The sequence below is a fragment of the Parahoeflea halophila genome, from assembly GCF_900220985.1.
In the GTDB taxonomy this organism is placed as follows: domain Bacteria; phylum Pseudomonadota; class Alphaproteobacteria; order Rhizobiales; family Rhizobiaceae; genus Hoeflea; species Hoeflea halophila.
On record NZ_OCPC01000007.1, the window covers coordinates 22,905 to 41,606 of the forward strand.

Genomic DNA, 18,702 nt, shown 5'->3' on the forward strand with positions numbered 1-18,702 from the left:
CTTGAAGCGAGGGATGCATGTCCATCCATCGCCCTGTTGACTCTTTCCGTTGCGTAATCTAATATTTTACGCGTGTTAAGAAATGGGAGGAGCCAATATGACACTTTCTAGGAGATCCGCATCAACCGCGCTCGGTTTGATTGCTGCGATGTCGATGACGTCGGCCGCCGTATCCGAGGAACTCACAATTGCCACCGTCAACAATGGCGACATGATCCGCATGCAGGGCCTGACGGATGACTTTACGGAAAAGACCGGTCACACCGTAGAGTGGGTGACGCTGGAAGAAAACGTCCTGCGTCAGCGCGTGACCACCGACATTTCGACCAAGGGCGGCGCTTTCGACCTGATGACCATCGGCATGTACGAAACGCCGATCTGGGCCAAGAATGGCTGGCTGGTGCCACTCGACGACCTGTCGGACGAGTACAACGTAGACGATCTTCTGCCTGCGATGGCCAACGGGCTGTCCTATGACGGAACGCTTTATGCGGCACCGTTCTACGGTGAATCGTCGATGATCATGTACCGTACCGACTTGATGGAGAAGGCCGGGCTGACCATGCCCGATGCCCCGACCTGGGACTTCATCAAGGAAGCGGCGATCGCGATGACCGACCGCGACAACGAGATCAACGGCATCTGCCTGCGCGGCAAGGCCGGCTGGGGGGAAGGCGGCGCTTTCATCACCGCAATGTCTAACTCGTTCGGCGCACGCTGGTTCGACGAGAACTGGAAACCCCAGTTCGACACCCAGCCATGGGCCGATACACTCAATTTCTACGTTGACTTGATGTCCAAGGCCGGACCTCCCGGATACGCGACCAACGGGTTCAATGAAAACCTGTCGCTGTTCCAGCAGGGAAAGTGCGGCATGTGGATCGACGCCACCGTGGCGGCCTCCTTCGTGACCAACCCGAACGAATCCACCGTGGCTGACAAGGTCGGCTTCGCGCTCGCTCCCGACAATGGCCTGGGCAAGCGCTCCAACTGGCTTTGGGCCTGGGCACTGGCAATTCCGGCCGGTACCGAGAAAGAAGCGGCTGCCAAGGAATTCATCGAATGGGCGACCAGCACCAGCTACATCGAACTGGTGGCGGAGAAGGAAGGCTGGGCCAACGTGCCTCCGGGCGCGCGTACCTCTCTCTATGATAATCCGGACTACCAGTCGGTTCCATTTGCCAAGATGACCCTGGATTCGATCCTCTCGGCTGATCCGAACAACCCGACCGTCGATCCGGTGCCCTATGTCGGCATTCAGTTTGCGGCCATTCCGGAGTTCGCCGGCATTGCGACCGAAGTCAGCCAGGAATTCTCGGCGGTATATGCCGGACAGCAAACAGTGGAAGAAGCCTTGGAAAAGGCCCAGGCGCTGACCACCGACGCGATGGAAGCCGCAGGTTACTGAGGCATCCTCCCGGGCCGGAGGGCGGTGTAAGCGGCTCTCCGGCTAACTCTCCTTTCGCAAATGACATCTGTTCCTGGCGGCACTTGGCTGCCCGCAGCCTAAGGCTGCTCATTGTGGAGACACGTCATGGCCACTCAGCAATCCCGTTCCGCAGCCCGACTGATGATGGCGCCCGCCGTGATCCTGCTACTTGGCTGGATGCTGGTGCCTCTGATCATGACGCTGTGGTTTTCCTTCCGCGTCTACCTGCCGATGCGCGGCGGCGACCAGGGCTGGGCCGGGCTGGACAATTACATCCGGTTTGTCAGCTCAAGTTCCTTCTGGCCCAGCATCCAGGTCACCTTGATCATCGTCGGCGGGGTCTTGGCGATTACCATCGTCTTCGGCATCATGCTGGCGCTGCTGCTTGATCAGCCAATGTGGGGACAGGGCATCGTCCGCATTCTGGTCATCGCGCCCTTTTTCGTCATGCCGACGGTGTCGGCCCTGGTCTGGAAGAACATCTTCATGGATCCGGTGAACGGCCTGTTCGCGCATCTTTGGAAGTTCTTCGGAGCGACACCGGTCGAATGGCTGAGCCAGGCTTCGCTGCAATCGATCATCATGATCGTCTCCTGGCAATGGCTGCCTTTCGCAACGCTGATCCTGCTCACTGCCGTGCAGTCACTCGACGGCGAGCAGATGGAAGCAGCCGAGATGGATGGCGCGCCTGTCCACAAGCGCTTCTGGTTCCTGACGCTGCCGCATCTGGGCCGCGCCATCACCATCGTTGTACTGATTCAGACCATTTTCCTGTTGTCGATTTTTGCCGAAATCTTCGTCACCACCGGCGGCGCCTTCGGCACCCGCACGCTCACCTACCTGATTTTCCAGCGCGTGCTGGAAAGCCAGAATGTCGGCCTTGGTTCGGCCGGCGGGGTCTACGCAATCATTCTCGCCAATATCGTTGCCATCTTCCTGATGCGCATCGTCGGCAAGAACCTTGACAAGTGAGGTGAATGGATATGGCACGCGCAGTCACAACCAACCGCAAGCTTATCAACACGCTCATCGCCTGGGCCATCGGGCTGCTCATCTTCTTCCCGATTCTCTGGACAATCCTGACCAGCTTCAAGACCGAGGCACAGGCGATCAGTGATCCGCCGGTCTTCCTGTTCTTTGACTGGACGCTGGAGAACTACAGCATCGTCCAGGAACGCTCGAATTACATGCGGTTCCTGTGGAACTCGATCATCATTGCCGGCGGTTCGACCGTTCTCGGCCTGATCGTCGCCGTACCGGCAGCCTGGTCAATGGCATTTGTCCCGAGCAAGCGCACCAAGGATATCCTGCTGTGGATGCTCTCGACCAAGATGCTTCCGGCCGTCGGTGTGCTTTACCCGATCTACCTGATCTTCATCGAGCTTGGCATTCTCGACACCCGCGCCGGTCTGGTCATCGTGCTCATGCTGATCAACCTGCCGATCATTGTCTGGATGCTCTACACCTACTTCAAGGAGATCCCCGGCGAGATCCTCGAAGCTGCAAGGATGGACGGGGCATCGCTGAAGGACGAGATCCTCTATGTGCTTACCCCCATGGCGGTGCCCGGCATAGCCTCCACGCTGCTGCTCAACTTCATCCTTGCCTGGAATGAGGCCTTCTGGACGCTCAATCTCACCGCCGCCAAGGCAGCGCCGCTGACCGCCTTCATAGCCAGCTACTCCAGTCCGGAAGGACTGTTCTACGCCAAGCTTTCGGCGGCCTCGACCATGGCCATCGCGCCGATCCTTGTACTGGGCTGGTTCAGCCAGAAACAACTTGTCCGGGGCTTGACCTTCGGCGCTGTGAAGTGAGGAGCCAAACATGGGACGCATACAGTTAAAACAGGTCAGCAAATCCTTCGGCAAGGTCGAGGTCATTCCTCCGCTGGATCTGGAAATCAACGACGGCGAGTTCGTGGTCTTTGTCGGCCCCTCGGGATGCGGCAAGTCAACCCTGCTGCGCCTGATCGCCGGTCTGGAGGACACAACATCGGGAACCATCGAGATCGATGGCGCGGACGCCACAGGTCTACCGCCGGCAAAGCGCGGTCTGGCGATGGTGTTCCAGAGCTACGCGCTCTACCCGCATATGACGGTGCGCAAGAACATCGCCTTCCCGATGAAGATGGCGAAAATGCCGCAAGAGGAACAAGACAGGCGCATTGCACAGGCTGCCACCGCACTGAACCTGACCGACTACCTTGACCGCCGCCCCGGCCAGTTGTCGGGCGGCCAGCGTCAGCGCGTTGCCATCGGCCGCGCCATCGTGCGCGAACCATCCGCATTCCTGTTCGACGAGCCGTTGTCCAACCTCGATGCAGCGCTGCGCGTCGGCATGCGAATGGAAATCTCCGAACTGCACAAGAAGCTTGCCACCACCATGATCTATGTGACCCACGACCAGGTTGAAGCCATGACCATGGCCGACAAGATTGTGGTGCTGCAGGCCGGTGTCATCGAGCAGGTGGGGAGCCCGCTAGAGCTCTACCGCACGCCCCGCAACAGGTTCGTTGCAGGCTTTATCGGTTCGCCCAAGATGAACCTCATGGAAGGTCCTGAAGCCGCAAATCACGGTGCACACACAATCGGTATCCGACCCGAGCATATCGACATTTCAAAGACTGAAGGTGCCTGGAAGGGCACGGTTGGCATCGCCGAACACCTTGGCTCCGACACCTTCATCCATATCCATGGCATTCCGGGCTGCGATCCTCTGACCGTGCGCGCGGGAGGGGAGTTTGACGTCCGTCATGGCGACACGGTGTACCTGACGCCGCAGTTGGAACACCTTCACCGCTTCGACGCCAAGGGGCTGCGAATTCAATGAACCGACTTGCCGGCAAATCGGCGTTGATCACCGGAGCCGCTCGCGGGATCGGGCGGGCATTCGCCCAGGCCTATGCCCGCGAGGGCGCGACCGTTGCCATCGCCGATGTCAATCTCGCGGGAGCCCAGGCCACGGCAACGGAAATCGGTGATGCTGCCTATGCCGTGGAAATCGACGTCAGCCGGCAGGACAGCATCGATGCAGCCATTGCCACGGTCGTGAACAAGGCCGGCAAACTCGACATCCTGATCAACAACGCCGCCCTATTTGATGCGGCAGAAACCGTCGACATCACCCGGGCCAGCTACGACCGGCTTTACGCCGTCAATGTTGGCGGTACCCTGTTTACGATGCAGGCGGCTGCCCGGCAGATGATCAGCCAGGGCCATGGCGGCAAGATCATCAACATGGCGTCTCAGGCAGGGCGTCGCGGTGAGAGCCTGGTGCTGGTATATTGCTCGACCAAGGCAGCCGTCATTTCGATGACCCAGTCGGCTGGCCTGAACCTGATCAAGCACGGCATCAACGTCAACGCCATCGCCCCTGGTGTGGTCGACGGCGAGCACTGGGAGCATGTCGACGCCATGTTCGCCAAACTCGAACACAAACAGCCGGGCCAGAAGAAGGCGGAAGTTGCAGCCGGCGTGCCCGCGGGCCGCTTTGCAACCCCTGACGACCTGACCGGCATGGCGATTTTCCTTGCCTCGCCCGAATCCGACTACATCCTGTCGCAGACCTACAATGTAGACGGCGGGCAGTGGATGAGCTGATGAAACTCTCGAACGCCAATCTCGACCAGCTTCCGCCCGGCACCAAGGTGCCCGGCTATGACCGCACCGCGCTGAGCCCGGGCATCGTTCATATCGGTGTCGGAAATTTCCATCGCGCCCACCAGGCGGTCTATCTGCACCGCCTGTTTGAGACCGGGCGTGATCATGACTGGGCCATCATCGGCGCCGGGGTAAAACCCTATGACGAGGCCATGCGCCAGCGGCTTCAACCGCAGGACTGGCTGACGACGATCGTTGAACTGGATCCGGCGGGCTTCTCGGCGAGGATTTGCGGCTCGATGATCGACTTCTGCGCCATCGACGCAGGTCAGCTGATCGAGACGATGGCACGTCCGGAAATCCGCATTGTGTCGCTGACCGTGACCGAAGGCGGTTATTACGTCGATGCAAAGACCGGTGGTTTCGACGCTTCGCACCTCGACATTATCGCCGATGCCGGCAATCCCGGCAGCCCGGCCACCGTGTTCGGCATCATCATTGCGGCGCTGATGGCGCGGCGGGCGGCCGGCATTGCTCCTTTCACCGTAATGTCCTGCGACAACCTTCCCGAGAACGGTCATGTGGCGCGCAACGCCGTGGTCGGACTTGCAAAGCTGCGAAGCGACGACCTGGCCCAATGGATAGAGGCCAATGTTGCCTTTCCATGTGGCATGGTCGATTGCATCACGCCTGCTACCGGCCCGCGGGAAATCGGCATCGTGGCGGAAAAATTCGGAATCGACGATGCGGCCCCCGTCGTCTGCGAACCGTTCCGTCAATGGGTGCTCGAAGACAACTTTCCGATGGGGCGACCCGCGCTTGAGACTGTCGGCGTTCAGTTCGTCAGCAATGTCGCGCCCTACGAGCTGATGAAACTGCGCATCCTCAATGGGGGTCATGCAACCATCGCCTATCCGGCCGGCTTGTTCGGGATCAATTATGTTCACGACGCGATGACGAACCCGCTTGTCACCGGGTTTCTCGACAAGCTGCAGCATGAGGAGATCATGCCGACAGTGCCGAGCATCGAAGGGGTCAGCACCGAGAGCTACTACCGCAAATGCGTCGAAAGATTTTCCAACCCGGCGATCGGCGACACCATCCCGCGACTGTGTTTCGACGGCTCCAACCGGCAGCCGAAATTCATCCTGCCAACGATAGAAGCACGGCTAGCGGGAGGGCAAACGGTCGATGGCCTCGCGCTCGAATCCGCACTCTGGTGCCGCTACTGTTACGGCACCACCGACAGCGGTGAGGTGATCTTGCCCAATGACCCCAACTGGGACCGGCTGACCGCACGGGCAAGGCTCGCCAGGCAAACCCCGCAAGAGTGGCTTAAAATGACGGACATCTACGGAAATCTCGGCAACTATGCGGAATTCGTCGATGCCTTTGCCGCAGCGCTCACGGCGCTCTGGCACAATGGCGCGGAGGCCACCCTCGCCGCCTATATCGGCGACTGACCTCAACCCAGATCCCAGGCGTAACCGGACTGTTCACGAAGAACCGCACCCGCCACTGACAATGAACGGAACCAAAACCGCGTGAGAGGGTTGATGCGTCATGACCGATACACCGCTCACGCTTGACCACGACAGGCACACGATAGACCAGGAACTGGCGCGCTTGGACCGCCTGGCCACCCTGCTCGACAGCCGCTTCCGGCTGCCCGGAACCTCCATACGGTTTGGCCTGGACTCCATAGTGGGCCTCGTCCCGGGTATCGGTGACACCCTGGTTGCGGCACCATCTGCCTGGATGATCTGGCGCGGTCACGCCATGGGTGTGAGCAAATGGCACCTCACCCGCATGGCAGCCAATCTCGGCATAGACTACGTTATCGGAGCCATCCCCCTGGTCGGTGACCTTTTCGACATCGGGTTCAAGGCGAACTTGCGCAATCTCGCCATCCTGCGCGAAGGACTGGACGCGAGGAGGTTTCCTCGACGCAACGCGTGAAGCCGTCGCATCAGAGGCAAAAACCGGAGAGACACAGCAAAGTTTCAGTCCATACCGGCAAGTGCAGCGCCTCCCGCCACGCTCGCCGTTGCTACCCCTCGACCAGGTGCTGCGAAGATGCCTCAGCAGATCACAGCCTCTCTCCCGGCGACCATACCGCCGGGAACAATGACAATCGTCAGAATTGGATGATGCCGGCGTCGACCTAAACGCACTGGCCAGTCATCCAGCCAGCTTCGTTAGAGACGAGGAAGGCCACGAACTTGGCGACGTCCTCAGGCTGACCCTTTCCGGGCATGGCCTTAAGCAACTCCACGAATTCGAAGCTTTCGGCATGGTGCCGGCCCTCGCGCGGTCGGATCAGGTGAGGCAGGTAGTCACCGCATTGACCCGGATTCCGTATCTGCCCACTGCGGTCGCCAGCGCGCGGGTGAAGCCGACAGCACCGCCCTTCGCCGCCACATAGGCAGGCATTTTGGGTGTGCCCGCACAAAAGGCTTTGGTTGATCGCCAACGTTACGACCTCGGTGACAAGCTTCGCGCTAAAGCCCGTGCCGCTGCTCCCGATCATGGAAGAGTTGCTGCTTCACAGCGGTCTTGCGGCCCGGGTATTCGACGCACTGGACGAATGCTCCGGCGGAACCCGCGGCCGGCTGTTCTGTCTTACGCTCTGCTGCGGAACGATCTTTGCCACGCCGTCCGGGTTTTTCCATGGCCAACACCGCGATGCTCGGCACCACCCTGATACCCGACATCCCCAAGCGCGGCTGCAAGCCGAAAATGATCCAGGGGCCGATCCTGGCCACCGGAGGGATGGCCAGCATCATACCACCATCCTCGCTCGCGGTGCTGCTCGGCTCAATGGCAAGGATCCATGTCGTTCGAGTTTCAAGAACGCGACAACGAAAATCTTCGGATCGGTGGCGAGACACCACGGTATTTAGAAGGCGGCCGTGTAGATCGCCAGGGCATCCGCCTCGCTCACGGCACGTGGATTGTTGACCAGCAGCCGCGTCTGGTTCATTGCGTCACTGGCGAGTTTCGGCAACCAGTCCTCGGTGATCTTCATCTCACGCAGGGTCTGCGGCAACCCGCACGCAGCCGACAGGGCGGCGAGCTGGTCGCAGAAGGCTGCAACACGTTCCTGACCTTCCAGCGCGGCAAGATCGGGAAACAGATGCGGAGCCAGATCGACATAGGCCTGATGCGCAGTCACAGCGTTAAAGCGCAACACATGCGGCAGCACCAGCGCATTTGAGAGCCCGTGCGGAATGTGGAAATGCCCGCCCAGCGGATAGGCCAGCGCGTGAACCGCCGCCACCGGCGAATTGGCAAAGGCCTGCCCGGCGAGCATCGAGCCCAGCAACATGTTCGCGCGCGCGTCCGCATCGCTGCCGTTCTGTACGGCGCGCAGCAGCGACGGACCCATCAACTCCAGCGCCTGGGTGGCAAGCGTGCGCGACAGGGGATTGTTGTTGGCGCTCGCCGAGGCATAGGCCTCAATCGCGTGCACCATGGCATCGATGCCGGTGGCGGCCGTGACATGTGCCGGCAGGCCATAGGTCAGTTCCGGGTCAAGCAGCGCGATATCGGGCAGCAACACAGGTGAAACGACACCCATCTTCTCCGAGGTTCCGGTGGTCACGATCGAGATCGGCGTCACTTCCGAACCGGTACCTGAGGTGGTCGGTACCAGGATCAGGGGCAGCCGAGGCCCCTTGGCATTGCCGACGCCATAGACCGATTTCAGTTCCTCCTTGCCGACCGCGAGCAGCGCCACCAGCTTTGCGACATCGAGAGAAGACCCGCCGCCGAGACCTATCACGCCATCGACAGCCGCAGTGCGAGCGGTTTCCGCAGCAGTCAGTATCACGGTTTCGGGAGGATCCGCCTGGACATCGGCAAACACTGTCACTTCGACGCCGGCGGCCTTGAGGTGAGAAAGGGCCTGGTCCACAATCCCTGTCGCCACCATGCCTGCATCGGTGACGAGAAACACGTGGTTTCCCATGGCGCTGAGGGCAAGCTCGCCAAGCCTTTCAAGCGCCCCTGCGCCGAACTGAATGCTGCTTGTGGTATTGAAAACAAACGGCAACATCGAAAAACTCCTCCAGGAAATCCGCTCAAAGGCAACAATTGACAATAGGACGAATTGGATGTGATCGGCTACTGCAGCAGCAGTTCCGCCGTGCGCGCACAGGTCAACAGATGGGTGGCAAAGCCACCCTTGATAACCGCTTTGATAGGAGCAACCCGAGCCTCACCAACCGCCACCAGGAAGCCGGCGTCCTTGTTGCGCATATCTTCAAGATCAACGCATATCATCCGTTGACGAACCTCGGTTTCAAGCGGATTGCCGTCCTTGTCGATAAACTGGCCGCAGATGACCGCTGCCGCACCCTTGTCGAGCAGTTTATGCAACTGCATTTCGGTAACGACCCCCACCTTGACGATATGGCTGTCGGGGGTGCAGGTTCCTGCGGCAAACAGTGTCTTGTTGCACCTCTTGATAACATCGAGCTGAGTTGCAACATGGTGCTCGGCACGAAGCTGCCGCGCGAGTTCGACATTGCTTAGATAGGCGGGCACCGGAAGGTTGACGTAGTGGGCCGACAGACGCTGCGCGATGTTCGACGAACATGTTTCGGCGGCAAAAACCAGTGGCGTCGCGAGCGACCCGACAAGCTGCACGACTGTCACATCGCCTACGAAACCTTCCTTCACGTTCAGCGAGACTTCATAGATCGTCTCACCCCAGGAGACACCCAGCACGTCACCGTCGGAAAGCATCCCGGGCAACCACTCTCCAGCCACCCGGCCTACCCGCCTGAGCGCGTCGGCATCAGACAGGCCAGCCGGACGCGGCACCACATAGGCATCGACAAGCCCGTAGAGTTCTCGCAGCTGTCGCGCGAGCGTGACTTCCTGAAAGGCGGCAGGGTTGAGCGATACCTTCACCAACCCCTTCTCGCGCGCCTCCGCCAGATAGTTGACGACCGTACTGCGTGACAGCCCAAGATACTTGGCGATCTCGTTCTGATTCTGGCCGTCGTTGTAATACTGCCAGGCAGCTTCGAGCATCATGGTCGCTTGATTAGGCCGGTGTGGACGACTGCTTTCCATTGGTGTTTCCCAACCCAGATTGTTTCAAACAAGGACCAAAATACATGTTCATGTACCACCAACGGCAACGGATTCTCCGCCACGAGATGCACGTCGCACAAGAGGTTCCCGGTTAGCGCCTCAACATCACCCGGAACGGCCATCCTGTGCGGCACGAACCGACCGCCCCTGATGTCGAGAGGCGCCATGCTGCAGCCCCTTCCCAGCACCAGTTGTGCGGTCGCAGCGCCATCCTTGCCCCCGGCTTACACACTCAGGCTGATTCTACAAAACCGCTGCTCGTGTGCCCACCGGCGTGCTTCCGGAATACCTCCCGGTGACTTATGATCATCTCAACTCAGCTGCAGTGTTGCCACCGTCGACAGTCATGACGTGCCCGGTCGTGCGATCACTTAACGCCAAAGCGACGAATGCATTGGCCACATGGGACGCTTCAACTTCACGGTTCAGCAGATTCCCGCCCATGTAGTCCGTTTCGCTCAGACCGCGTGATGCCGCTCTCTCCTTGATGAACTCGTTGGTAAGCAGTCCCGAACGGATGCGGTCGGCATTCACACCGTTGACGCGAATGCCGTCGCCTCCCAGTTCCAGCGCCAGTTGCCGCATCATGAACATCGTCGCGGCCTTCGGAATGCCGTAGGCTCCCAACTTCGGGCCAGGATTGACCGCCTGTTTTGAGATATTGAACAGAATTTGCCCTGGCCGGCCCTGCACCTTCATCATTCGCGCAGCAGCAACTGCAAAGTTTTTGTGGGCAAAGAAATTGAGCTCAAAAGCTTGGCGAAAAGCCGCATCATCCATATCGAGCATCGAACCAGTCACAGCAGATCCGGCGTTGGATACCAGGATATCGACACCGCCGAAGCGTTGGACCGCATGCGTGACAGCCGCATCTGCAGCAGCCGCATCGGTCACATCGCAAGCGAAGATTGAATGGCCCGCTCCCAGCCTCGCCACAGCTGCCTGCAATCGTTCTTCGGACAAGTCGATCAGAACGCAATTTGCACCCTGCGCAGCAAAGGCCTTCGCGGTCGCCAGTCCGATAGTACCCGCGCCTCCGGTAACGAGGACGACCTTGCCTTCGAACGCCGGAGGTTTGCCGGACACGATCTTGGCCTGCTCAAGCGACCAGTATTCACAGCCGAATTGCTCGCGTTCTGTCACCGGTTGATAACCGCCACTCGCCACAGCGGACAACCGCACCCGCATGTTCTGCTCTGAAAGGTCGCCAGCCGCCTTGGCGATTTTCCGATTGCGGCCGATGCCGACGATGCCAACACCCTCGACCCAGGCGTGGCGCGGCTCGGGCGATAGCATCGTCTTTGCCCCGTCTGCCGTGAGCGCATTCGACGTGAAGTACGCCTGATACCGAGACTTGAACTTCTGGACAGCATCATGAATGGCATCGCGTCCCTGCGACCATAGGGACTTCGGCAATACGAGCGGCCAGGGCTTCAGGTGAATAACATGGTCCGGTGTTGCCACACCCAGACCGGCCAGCTGATCGACGTCCTTCTGCTGCCAGACCGCATGCGCGGCCGTATTGGTACGGATGTCGAAAACGGGCATCGGCGCGTCAATATCGTCGCTCATCCCGGCAATCGCACCGCGCAACACGGCTAGCATCTCGATCTCTTCCGCTGGCGGATTGTTCGCGGAGATTGTCGCACCCGCCATGCCGAAGTAGCGTGCAGCTTCATTTGCATGGCCAACCACACGATCATAGCTTTCACGCGCGGTCTCGCCGAAAGTTACATGGCCATGCTTGAGCAGCAGCAACCCTTCGGCGTCAGGGTTTGCATCAAGGATATCGCGAGCCGCTTTGCCAAGACCAAAGCCGGAGAAGACATAGGGCACCACGGCGATCCGGTCACCGAAGATCTCCCGGCAGACTTCTTCTGCATTTGGCAAACTGGCCAGCACCAGAAACGGCGTCGCATGGGTGTGGTCAACAAACTTGTGCGGCAGAAATGCGTGCAGCAGCGTTTCCACCGAAGGATTGGGAGAAGCCGTATCCAGCAGGCAGCGCCGCAGAACATTGACCATCTCTTCATCGCGAAGCGTTTCAAGCTCACGTAGATCGCGCAGCGGCTCGAGCTTGAGTCCCGGAAGTCCCGCTTCATTCATTTCCGACAAGTTACGCCCGGATCCTTTGACATGCAGGATGTCCTCGACATGTCCGAACAGGTTCGCCCGCTGCACCTTCACCGAAGTATTGCCACCACCATGCATGACCAGATCCGGGTCCTGTCCGATCAGTCGGCTCGTATAGATCCGCAACATCAGATCCCGGTCCGCCTCGTCGTCACCGGCACGCTCAATCCAGCCTTGTGCGTCCTTCTTATCATACCTGTTGACGATCATTGGCAGTTACTCCTTGCAAACACTGGAAACAACTTCGCAAGCCCCTCGCGGCTGGCTTCGGTAATCCCCCATTCAGTAATGAGCGCACATCAGATTTTGTGCCTCAGGGCACACCAACACGTAAAGTCGCTTGTTCCAGGCCAACAAGACGTTCACGCAGGGTTGTCGCTGTAGTCGGTGATTAGTTTTCGGGCACATTCACGCCACGGTCCTCCCAGATTTGTCGGGCTTATCAGCCAGATGTCTGTCATCGACGCCGACTACATCGCACCCGAATACCCAATAGTCAACATAGTTGACATTGTTGCAAATCGTGCTGAGGAGCATGCGAGAAGCGAGCCGTTCCGCAGGATTTGCTGATGTCCAGACGCGCGGTCCCGGCTTTTGTTGGTGCATCATCTTCCTGAAAACGAAGCGAAACACTGTGGGACAGGTTCTTCACGGCAGCACCGCCAAGACCGAGGCAGACCGTCGAGAAAGACAAGAGCACCGACGGAGCTGAGAGCGCTATCAAAGCGATACGGAAGCGATCAGGAAACCGCCGCCAAATGGCAGAAGCGGACATCGTCGGTTGATCTGCCAACCTGTCCGAAAAGCGGAGTTCAGCAGTTGCTTCACCGGATGAAGAAGCTGCCAGCCCGTGTTCCTGGCATTCACCAGAAAGCACCAACCCTACCTGAAGTCATGACGGGTCGCACTCCAAGACTTGATGACATCCTTTGGCGAGTGTGGCCCATGCATGTGAGTGAGCTAAAAGAGCGTTACTCAGCCGGGGGCCTTTTCAAGGGTACGGTAAAAATCCTCGAATATCGCATCCCGATTGACGTCATAGGCTTCCAGCATCTTGTGACGGCCGGGCTCATGCTTCCAATAAAGCTCATCGGTCAATTCCGGTGAGCTGGTCATGTGGACTGTCACATAGTCCGGGTCGAACAGCCACGCCACGTTGATGATGTCCCAGATCACCCAGGTCTTCGTGTCCGGCTCGTTGATCTGATATTTGGTATGCAACGGATTGTGGGTGTAGAGGTGCCACAGATAGTCGCCGATGGCGCCCTTCCCCTTGACGAATTTCTCCATCTCCGGTTTTGAGATCATCAGCTGCGCACCGACATGATAGCCTGGCAGGTAGACATGCGGTACGCCGCATTCGAACAACAGCTGAGAGGCCAGCGGATCCTGTACAAGATTGAGCGATGGCTGATTGCTGAACGGCGCATAGCTCGGGAAAGCAGAAGTCCAGACGACAACGATGTTGTCGATGATGTCCGGCGCCATCAGCAGGGCTGAGGCGATGTTGGTCACCGCGCCCATAGCCAGGATGTAGACCGGTCCTTCGCTGCGCTTGCGCGCCTGTTCTATGATGAAGCGTGCGGCCGGCGTGTCGATGGGTGCGTCGAAACTCTCCAGATAACCGGGAGACCCGCGGAAAACCTTGCCTTCGGATGGCACACCGCATTTGTCGAAGACGCGCAGGATTTCCTCGTAGGACAGTTTCTCGCCTTCGTCGGGTTCGGTGAAGTGGACATCCTCCGCACCACGCCCCGCGTCGATTAATCGCTCCGCCCAGCCGCCAAAAGCGCCCATGAAGTTTTCTTCGAAGGCGTTTTCGGCCGCACCCCGTTTGAGTGCCGCGACTGCACTGTGAAGACCTTCCTTCTGGTGGCGGAAGGAGAAAGGCTCGGCCGTGACGCCTTCAAGTGCCAGCCTTTCCGGCGAAAGCAGCGCCCAGGCCACGGCATATTGATCGTCGATCTCGTTTGCGGTGTCGGTGTCGATGATCACCCGGGGGCGCGGACCCGGGCGGCCGAGACGGCATTGCATCAGAGATTCGTCTAGTTTCGAAAATTTCTGAGCAATTTCCTTAAGCGATGTCATGGGAATGTCCTCGGAGCCTAGTTTCCAAACCCCTTGCCGAAAGCCTCTTCCTTGATGAAGCGCTCTGTGATCAGCAAAAGGATGATGCCGGGAATGGTGACGACCAGTGTTATGCCCGCAGCCGAGGCGTCGAGCGTTCCGCCGGAGATCTTGGAAAACAGCAAGGTTGGCAGTGTGATGATTTTGCCCTGCCCCAGGAAGAAGGTCAGCAGGAAGATATTGGTCGAGACCAGGAAGGTGAACAGCGCACCAGCTACCACCCCGGGCAGCAGCATCGGCAGCGTTACCAGGCGCAGAATTTGCCAACGGCTTGCCCCGAGGATCATGGCCTGTTCCTCAAAATCGCGGCCAAGCCCCTGATAGACGGCTGTCAGCATGCGGATCATGTAGGGGATCGTCGGTATCAGATGAACCAGAATGATCCCGAGATAACTGCCCGCAAGTCCGATCTTGATGAAGATCATCAACAGCGCGATGCCGATGGCTGCTTCCGGAACAATCAACGGCATGGACAAAAAGAACTCGAAGGAGGCCTTGCCCTTGAACTCTTCCCGGGCAAGGACCCGCGCCGTCGGCAAGCAGATCAGCAGGCAGATTACCGTGACCACCGCGCCGATGAACACGGTGTTGAGCGTTGCCTCCCAAACCCGGCTGTAGGGCGAAATCACATAGTCCCACGCCAGCGGCAGCAATGACTTCTCGCGCTGTTCCAGCCACCAGGTGCCGGGCAGCAGATCGGGCCACGCCCAGCGAAATGCGAAACTCTGAATCAGTAGCGGTACAAATGGACCAACGATGAAACCGGCGACCAGAAGCAAGTAGATCTTCTGGAAAGGCGACAGGCGGGAATTTAGAGCCCTTTTGAATTTCTGACGGGCCATGTCAGTGCCTCCCGATCCGCCGTTCATAGCGGCGGTAGAAGGAAAGATAGCTGTAGAGGATGACGCCGGCGATCAGTGCGATCGAGACAACCGTTGCCATGCCCTGAAGCTGAAGCGTGTAGTCGGCGTCATTGAAATATCGCCAGGCTACGACAGGAAGCGTATCGGGAAAGCCGCCCCCCAGAATGAACGGTGCTTCAAACGCACCGATGTTGAAGGCAAAAATGATCAGGGTCGAAGACACGATGCCGGGCAGGATCTGTGGAAACGTGACCTGAAAGAAGATCTGCCATTTGTTGGCTCCGAGAATGGCGGCAGCCTCTTCGGTTTCCCGGCCGACTCCGAGAAGAACAGCGTAGACGGTCAGCGCAACGAACGGCGTCTGCTTCCAGACATAGACCGCAATGATACCCCAGCCATAGTGGGTTTTCAGGATCTGCGGGAACTGTGAAGGGTCATCGATGAGCCCGACGAAAGCCATCAGCCTCGAAATCATCCCACTATTGCCCATCATGATCACCGCCAGCGCAATGCCGACCGTATAGGGGATCATCAGGGGCAGTTTGTAGAGGTATTTGTAGAATGTTTTCCCGGGGAAATACCGGACCAGGGCCAGCGCCAGCAAGACGCCCATCACCAAGGAAAGGAATGTGGAGACAAGCGCATAGTAAAGCGTCAGGCCCAGGGATTGCCAGAAAAACCAGTCTCCCCAGAGCGCACCGAAGTACTGGAAATCCGGAAAGGTGTTCACTCCGAACCAGGGCGCAAACCCGAGCGATTGCATGACGCCAAGGACCAGCGCTCCGCCGAACAGAACACTCAAGACAACAAGCACGGGCATCAGCTGGATCCACATCCAGATGCGCTCCTTGCGCTGCCGTCGAAGTTCCTGTGTGATTCGTTCTGCCATAGCGCTTTCCCCGGGAGTCCCCTCCGGCCGTCCGCTTGCTGGACGATCGGAGGGATCCTTGCACTTTCTCGTTTACTTCGAGAGGTTGTCTGCTGCCCGTTGAACGATTGTTTCAATCTGGTCAGAGCTGTCACGTTCGATGTATTCCAGCCAGGTTGCCTCGATCACATCGACCAGGGTCGCATTGGTGTCGGGAGCCGTATTGGCATCGAGCTCTGCCTGAGTGACGCCAACCAGGCCTGGGGAGGCTTCGGTGAGTGCCTTGACGTCGTCTTCAGACAACTTCCATGGGTCCACGCCGGCGGGCATGCCGGTGAACTTCAGCTTTGTGACCTGAGAGTCGACCGAAGTCATGTAGTTGGCCAGAACCAGAGCCGCCGCTGGGTTCGGCGCATTGGCCGGGATCGCGAGGTAGTTCTTGTTCTTGATCATGTTTCCTTCAGGAAACACAAAGGCCTCCGCCCCTTCCGGATAGGTGCCGTTGCTCAGACCAACCGCCACCGCGTAGAGACCGAACTTGCAGGAGAAATCGATCTCGCCGTTCAGGAAGAGGCCATCCAGAGCGGTGTTATCCTCTGGATAGCGGGCAGAGCCACTTTGAGCACCCAGCAGCAGCGGCTCGAGGCTCTTCAGATATTCCAGCCCTGGCGTGATGAGGCGTGCGAGTTCCTCGACTCCGAGTTCGTCGATCGAATTCTGAAAAGGTTCTCCACCGGTCCCATCGGGATTGTGGGCATATATGGCAGCCTGAACAAACGTGTTGCCAAGATAGTGCGGCGGTTTCACATAGGTGAACTTGCCCGGATTGGCCTCGAGATAGGTCTTCAACTCGGCAAATGTTCCCGGCACATTGCCTTTGTCCACCCGTGAGGTATTGACCGCACAGACATACTGCTCGCCAGACCAGGGCACTTCAGCGGCATTCGTTTCGACGCCGAAATCGCGCAGATTCAGCAGCGAACGCGGATCTTCCGGGTTCCATTCGATGAACTGGCTGTTGGGCATCTTGTCTGCGAAAGCACCGAACAGGGCATCCTGACGTTTCAGGGTGGCGAAGTTCTCGCCGTTCAGCCAGATTGCGTCGACACTTCCTTCGCCGAGCCCCTTGCCGGCGCCTTTTTCGGCCAGCACGAGATCGACGGCATCCTTGGTTCCGGTGATGCGCACCGGGTTGAACTTGACACCAAGTTCGGCGAGCGCAGGTGTGACCACCTGATCCATCCAGATGTTGATCGGATCACTGCCACCCCAGTAATAGAGGTTCACTTCACCTTCCGACTTGGCGCGCGTCTCCACGTCGCTCCAGGTCACCTCCCCCTTGAGAAATCCGTCGCGGAAATCGGTAACTTCATCTGCTACTGCAGAGCTTGCGATCGCGCTGACGGACAGCGACAGGCTTATCAATAGTTTCTTCATGTTCTCCTCCACTTGAACTTGACGTTACGCTCTGGAGCCCTCTTGAATGACCCAGATGTGATTGGGCTGTATCCGCAGCCAAACTGTTTCTCCGACCTCGACCAGACGCCGTGATTGCTCGCTTACGTTGATCGTCTCCCCAGCGCATTCAACCGCGTAATTGACAGAGGCTCCGAAGAATTCCCGGTTGCGCACGACGCCCTGAATAAGGTTGGTTTCGGCACCTTCAGCGGTCAACAGAAGGTCGATCGCTTCACTGCGCAGCAGAAAATGCCCCTCTCCATCTTGCGCTGGCGCTGTGGCCGGATCGAATGTCAGCTTGCCAAACCTTGAATCAATGACACCTGCCGAACTGATATCCGCCGGGAAGATGTTATCCGCCCCCATGAAGTCGGCAACTTCTATGCTGCTGGGACGCTGATAGAGCACATCCGGCCGGTCATACTGGGCCAGATTGCCATTGAAGATGACCGCAACACGATCGGCGAGTTCCATCGCCTCGATCTGGTCATGGGTCACGAATATGGTGGTGATGCCAAGACGTTGCTGAAGATCGCGAATGAAGCGACGCATTTCCCCGCGCAGTTTCGTATCGAGGTTCGCCAAAGGCTCATCCATCATCAGGACGGAGGGCTTGGTAATGAGCGTCCGAGCGATGGCAACGCGCTGCATCTGACCGCCCGAAAGCTGCGCCGGAAAGCGGTGGCGGAAGGGTTGCAACTGAACCACATCGAGAATGTCTTCCAGCCGCTCTTTGATTTCTTCCGCCGGCGTACCGCGCACCTTCAAACCGAACGTGACATTTTTCTCAACCGTCATATGCGGGAAAAGCGCATAGCGCTGAAACACCATGCCGACATTCCGGTCCTGAACCGGAACTTCAGATACATCCTCGCCGTCAAAGAGGATTTGCCCCGATGTAGGCACCTCCAGTCCGGCAATCATGCGCAGGGTCGTGGTCTTGCCGCAGCCCGACGGCCCCAGCAGTGCAACCAGCTCGCCTGACTTGATATCGAGATCAATCCTGGAGATCGCTGTAAAAGCGCCAAAGTCCTTACCGACACCTCTGAGGTGGACTTCTGTCACTGCGGCCTCCCTCGCCCTCAATCGTCCTATCAAATTTGTTAGTACAAATATGAAGAC

The 18,702-nt window shown here is 58.6% G+C and carries 17 protein-coding genes and 1 pseudogene; 8 read left to right on the forward strand and 10 right to left on the reverse strand.

The genetic code is table 11. The features are described 5' to 3' along the window. Positions 1 to 97 precede the first annotated feature (97 nt). From CRO46_RS19170 to CRO46_RS19200, 7 genes are all read left to right on the forward strand, one after another. The gene (locus CRO46_RS19170; RefSeq protein WP_097109423.1) at positions 98 to 1,408 is read left to right on the forward strand and encodes an ABC transporter substrate-binding protein; all 1,311 of its coding nucleotides are present in this window, start codon (positions 98 to 100) and stop codon (positions 1,406 to 1,408) included. A 126-nt stretch (positions 1,409 to 1,534) separates the two neighbouring features. After that, the gene (locus tag CRO46_RS19175; RefSeq protein WP_097109424.1) at positions 1,535 to 2,401 is read left to right on the forward strand and encodes a carbohydrate ABC transporter permease; all 867 of its coding nucleotides are present in this window, start codon (positions 1,535 to 1,537) and stop codon (positions 2,399 to 2,401) included. 11 nt (positions 2,402 to 2,412) lie between these two features. Beyond that, entirely contained in the window at positions 2,413 to 3,243 is an 831-nt protein-coding gene (locus CRO46_RS19180; RefSeq protein ID WP_097109491.1) for a carbohydrate ABC transporter permease, read from the forward strand. Positions 3,244 to 3,253: 10 nt separating this feature from the next. Beyond that, complete coding sequence (locus tag CRO46_RS19185) at positions 3,254 to 4,258, forward strand: ABC transporter ATP-binding protein (RefSeq protein ID WP_097109425.1); 1,005 nt, start codon at positions 3,254 to 3,256, stop codon at positions 4,256 to 4,258. Continuing rightward, entirely contained in the window at positions 4,255 to 5,028 is a 774-nt protein-coding gene (locus CRO46_RS19190; RefSeq protein WP_097109426.1) for an L-iditol 2-dehydrogenase, read from the forward strand. Before CRO46_RS19185 ends, CRO46_RS19190 begins: the two co-directional genes overlap by 4 nt. Continuing rightward, positions 5,028 to 6,491, forward strand: coding sequence for a mannitol dehydrogenase family protein (locus CRO46_RS19195; protein ID WP_097109427.1), 1,464 nt, complete (start codon positions 5,028 to 5,030; stop codon positions 6,489 to 6,491). The genes CRO46_RS19190 and CRO46_RS19195 overlap by 1 nt, the downstream gene beginning before the upstream one ends. Positions 6,492 to 6,591: 100 nt before the next feature. Beyond that, positions 6,592 to 6,987, forward strand: a complete 396-nt coding sequence (locus tag CRO46_RS19200) for a DUF4112 domain-containing protein (protein WP_097109428.1) — start codon at positions 6,592 to 6,594, stop codon at positions 6,985 to 6,987. Positions 6,988 to 7,347: 360 nt separating this feature from the next. Here CRO46_RS19200 and CRO46_RS19205 read toward each other — a convergent pair whose 3' ends face one another. The 5 genes from CRO46_RS19205 to CRO46_RS19225 form a co-directional block, all read right to left on the reverse strand. Then, positions 7,348 to 7,461, reverse strand: a complete 114-nt coding sequence (locus CRO46_RS19205; RefSeq protein ID WP_097109429.1) for an SDR family NAD(P)-dependent oxidoreductase — start codon at positions 7,459 to 7,461, stop codon at positions 7,348 to 7,350. 68 nt (positions 7,462 to 7,529) lie between these two features. Further along, entirely contained in the window at positions 7,530 to 7,814 is a 285-nt protein-coding gene (locus CRO46_RS20220; protein ID WP_244577971.1) for a hypothetical protein, read from the reverse strand. Positions 7,815 to 7,927: 113 nt separating this feature from the next. Continuing rightward, on the reverse strand, positions 7,928 to 9,085 hold the full coding sequence (locus CRO46_RS19215; protein ID WP_097109430.1) for an iron-containing alcohol dehydrogenase: 1,158 nt from the start codon (positions 9,083 to 9,085) through the stop codon (positions 7,928 to 7,930). Positions 9,086 to 9,153: 68 nt separating this feature from the next. Further along, a complete protein-coding gene (locus CRO46_RS19220) occupies positions 9,154 to 10,110 on the reverse strand; it encodes a sugar-binding transcriptional regulator (RefSeq protein ID WP_097109431.1) in 957 nt (318 codons plus the stop codon). Between the two features lie 327 nt (positions 10,111 to 10,437). Further along, the gene (locus CRO46_RS19225) at positions 10,438 to 12,474 is read right to left on the reverse strand and encodes a bifunctional aldolase/short-chain dehydrogenase (RefSeq protein WP_097109432.1); all 2,037 of its coding nucleotides are present in this window, start codon (positions 12,472 to 12,474) and stop codon (positions 10,438 to 10,440) included. 424 nt (positions 12,475 to 12,898) lie between these two features. Here CRO46_RS19225 and CRO46_RS20225 point away from each other — a divergent pair. Beyond that, positions 12,899 to 13,068 (forward strand): annotated as a pseudogene (locus CRO46_RS20225) (IS481 family transposase); the annotation flags it as partial. A gap of 171 nt (positions 13,069 to 13,239) precedes the next feature. On the opposite strand, the gene CRO46_RS19230 reads toward CRO46_RS20225, so the two are convergent. The 5 genes from CRO46_RS19230 to CRO46_RS19250 all read right to left on the reverse strand — a co-directional run bounded on the left by CRO46_RS19230 (position 13,240) and on the right by CRO46_RS19250 (position 18,645). Further along, the gene (locus CRO46_RS19230) at positions 13,240 to 14,352 is read right to left on the reverse strand and encodes a nucleoside hydrolase (RefSeq protein WP_097109433.1); all 1,113 of its coding nucleotides are present in this window, start codon (positions 14,350 to 14,352) and stop codon (positions 13,240 to 13,242) included. Positions 14,353 to 14,369: 17 nt separating this feature from the next. Then, complete coding sequence (locus CRO46_RS19235; RefSeq protein ID WP_210421548.1) at positions 14,370 to 15,233, reverse strand: ABC transporter permease; 864 nt, start codon at positions 15,231 to 15,233, stop codon at positions 14,370 to 14,372. Between the two features lies 1 nt (position 15,234). Then, positions 15,235 to 16,143 carry an ABC transporter permease gene (locus tag CRO46_RS19240; protein WP_097109434.1) on the reverse strand — a complete coding sequence of 303 codons (909 nt, stop codon included), beginning with the start codon at positions 16,141 to 16,143 and terminating at the stop codon, positions 15,235 to 15,237. Positions 16,144 to 16,215: 72 nt separating this feature from the next. After that, a complete protein-coding gene (locus CRO46_RS19245) occupies positions 16,216 to 17,559 on the reverse strand; it encodes an ABC transporter substrate-binding protein (RefSeq protein WP_097109435.1) in 1,344 nt (447 codons plus the stop codon). A gap of 24 nt (positions 17,560 to 17,583) precedes the next feature. After that, entirely contained in the window at positions 17,584 to 18,645 is a 1,062-nt protein-coding gene (locus CRO46_RS19250) for an ABC transporter ATP-binding protein (protein ID WP_097109436.1), read from the reverse strand. Positions 18,646 to 18,702 lie beyond the last annotated feature (57 nt).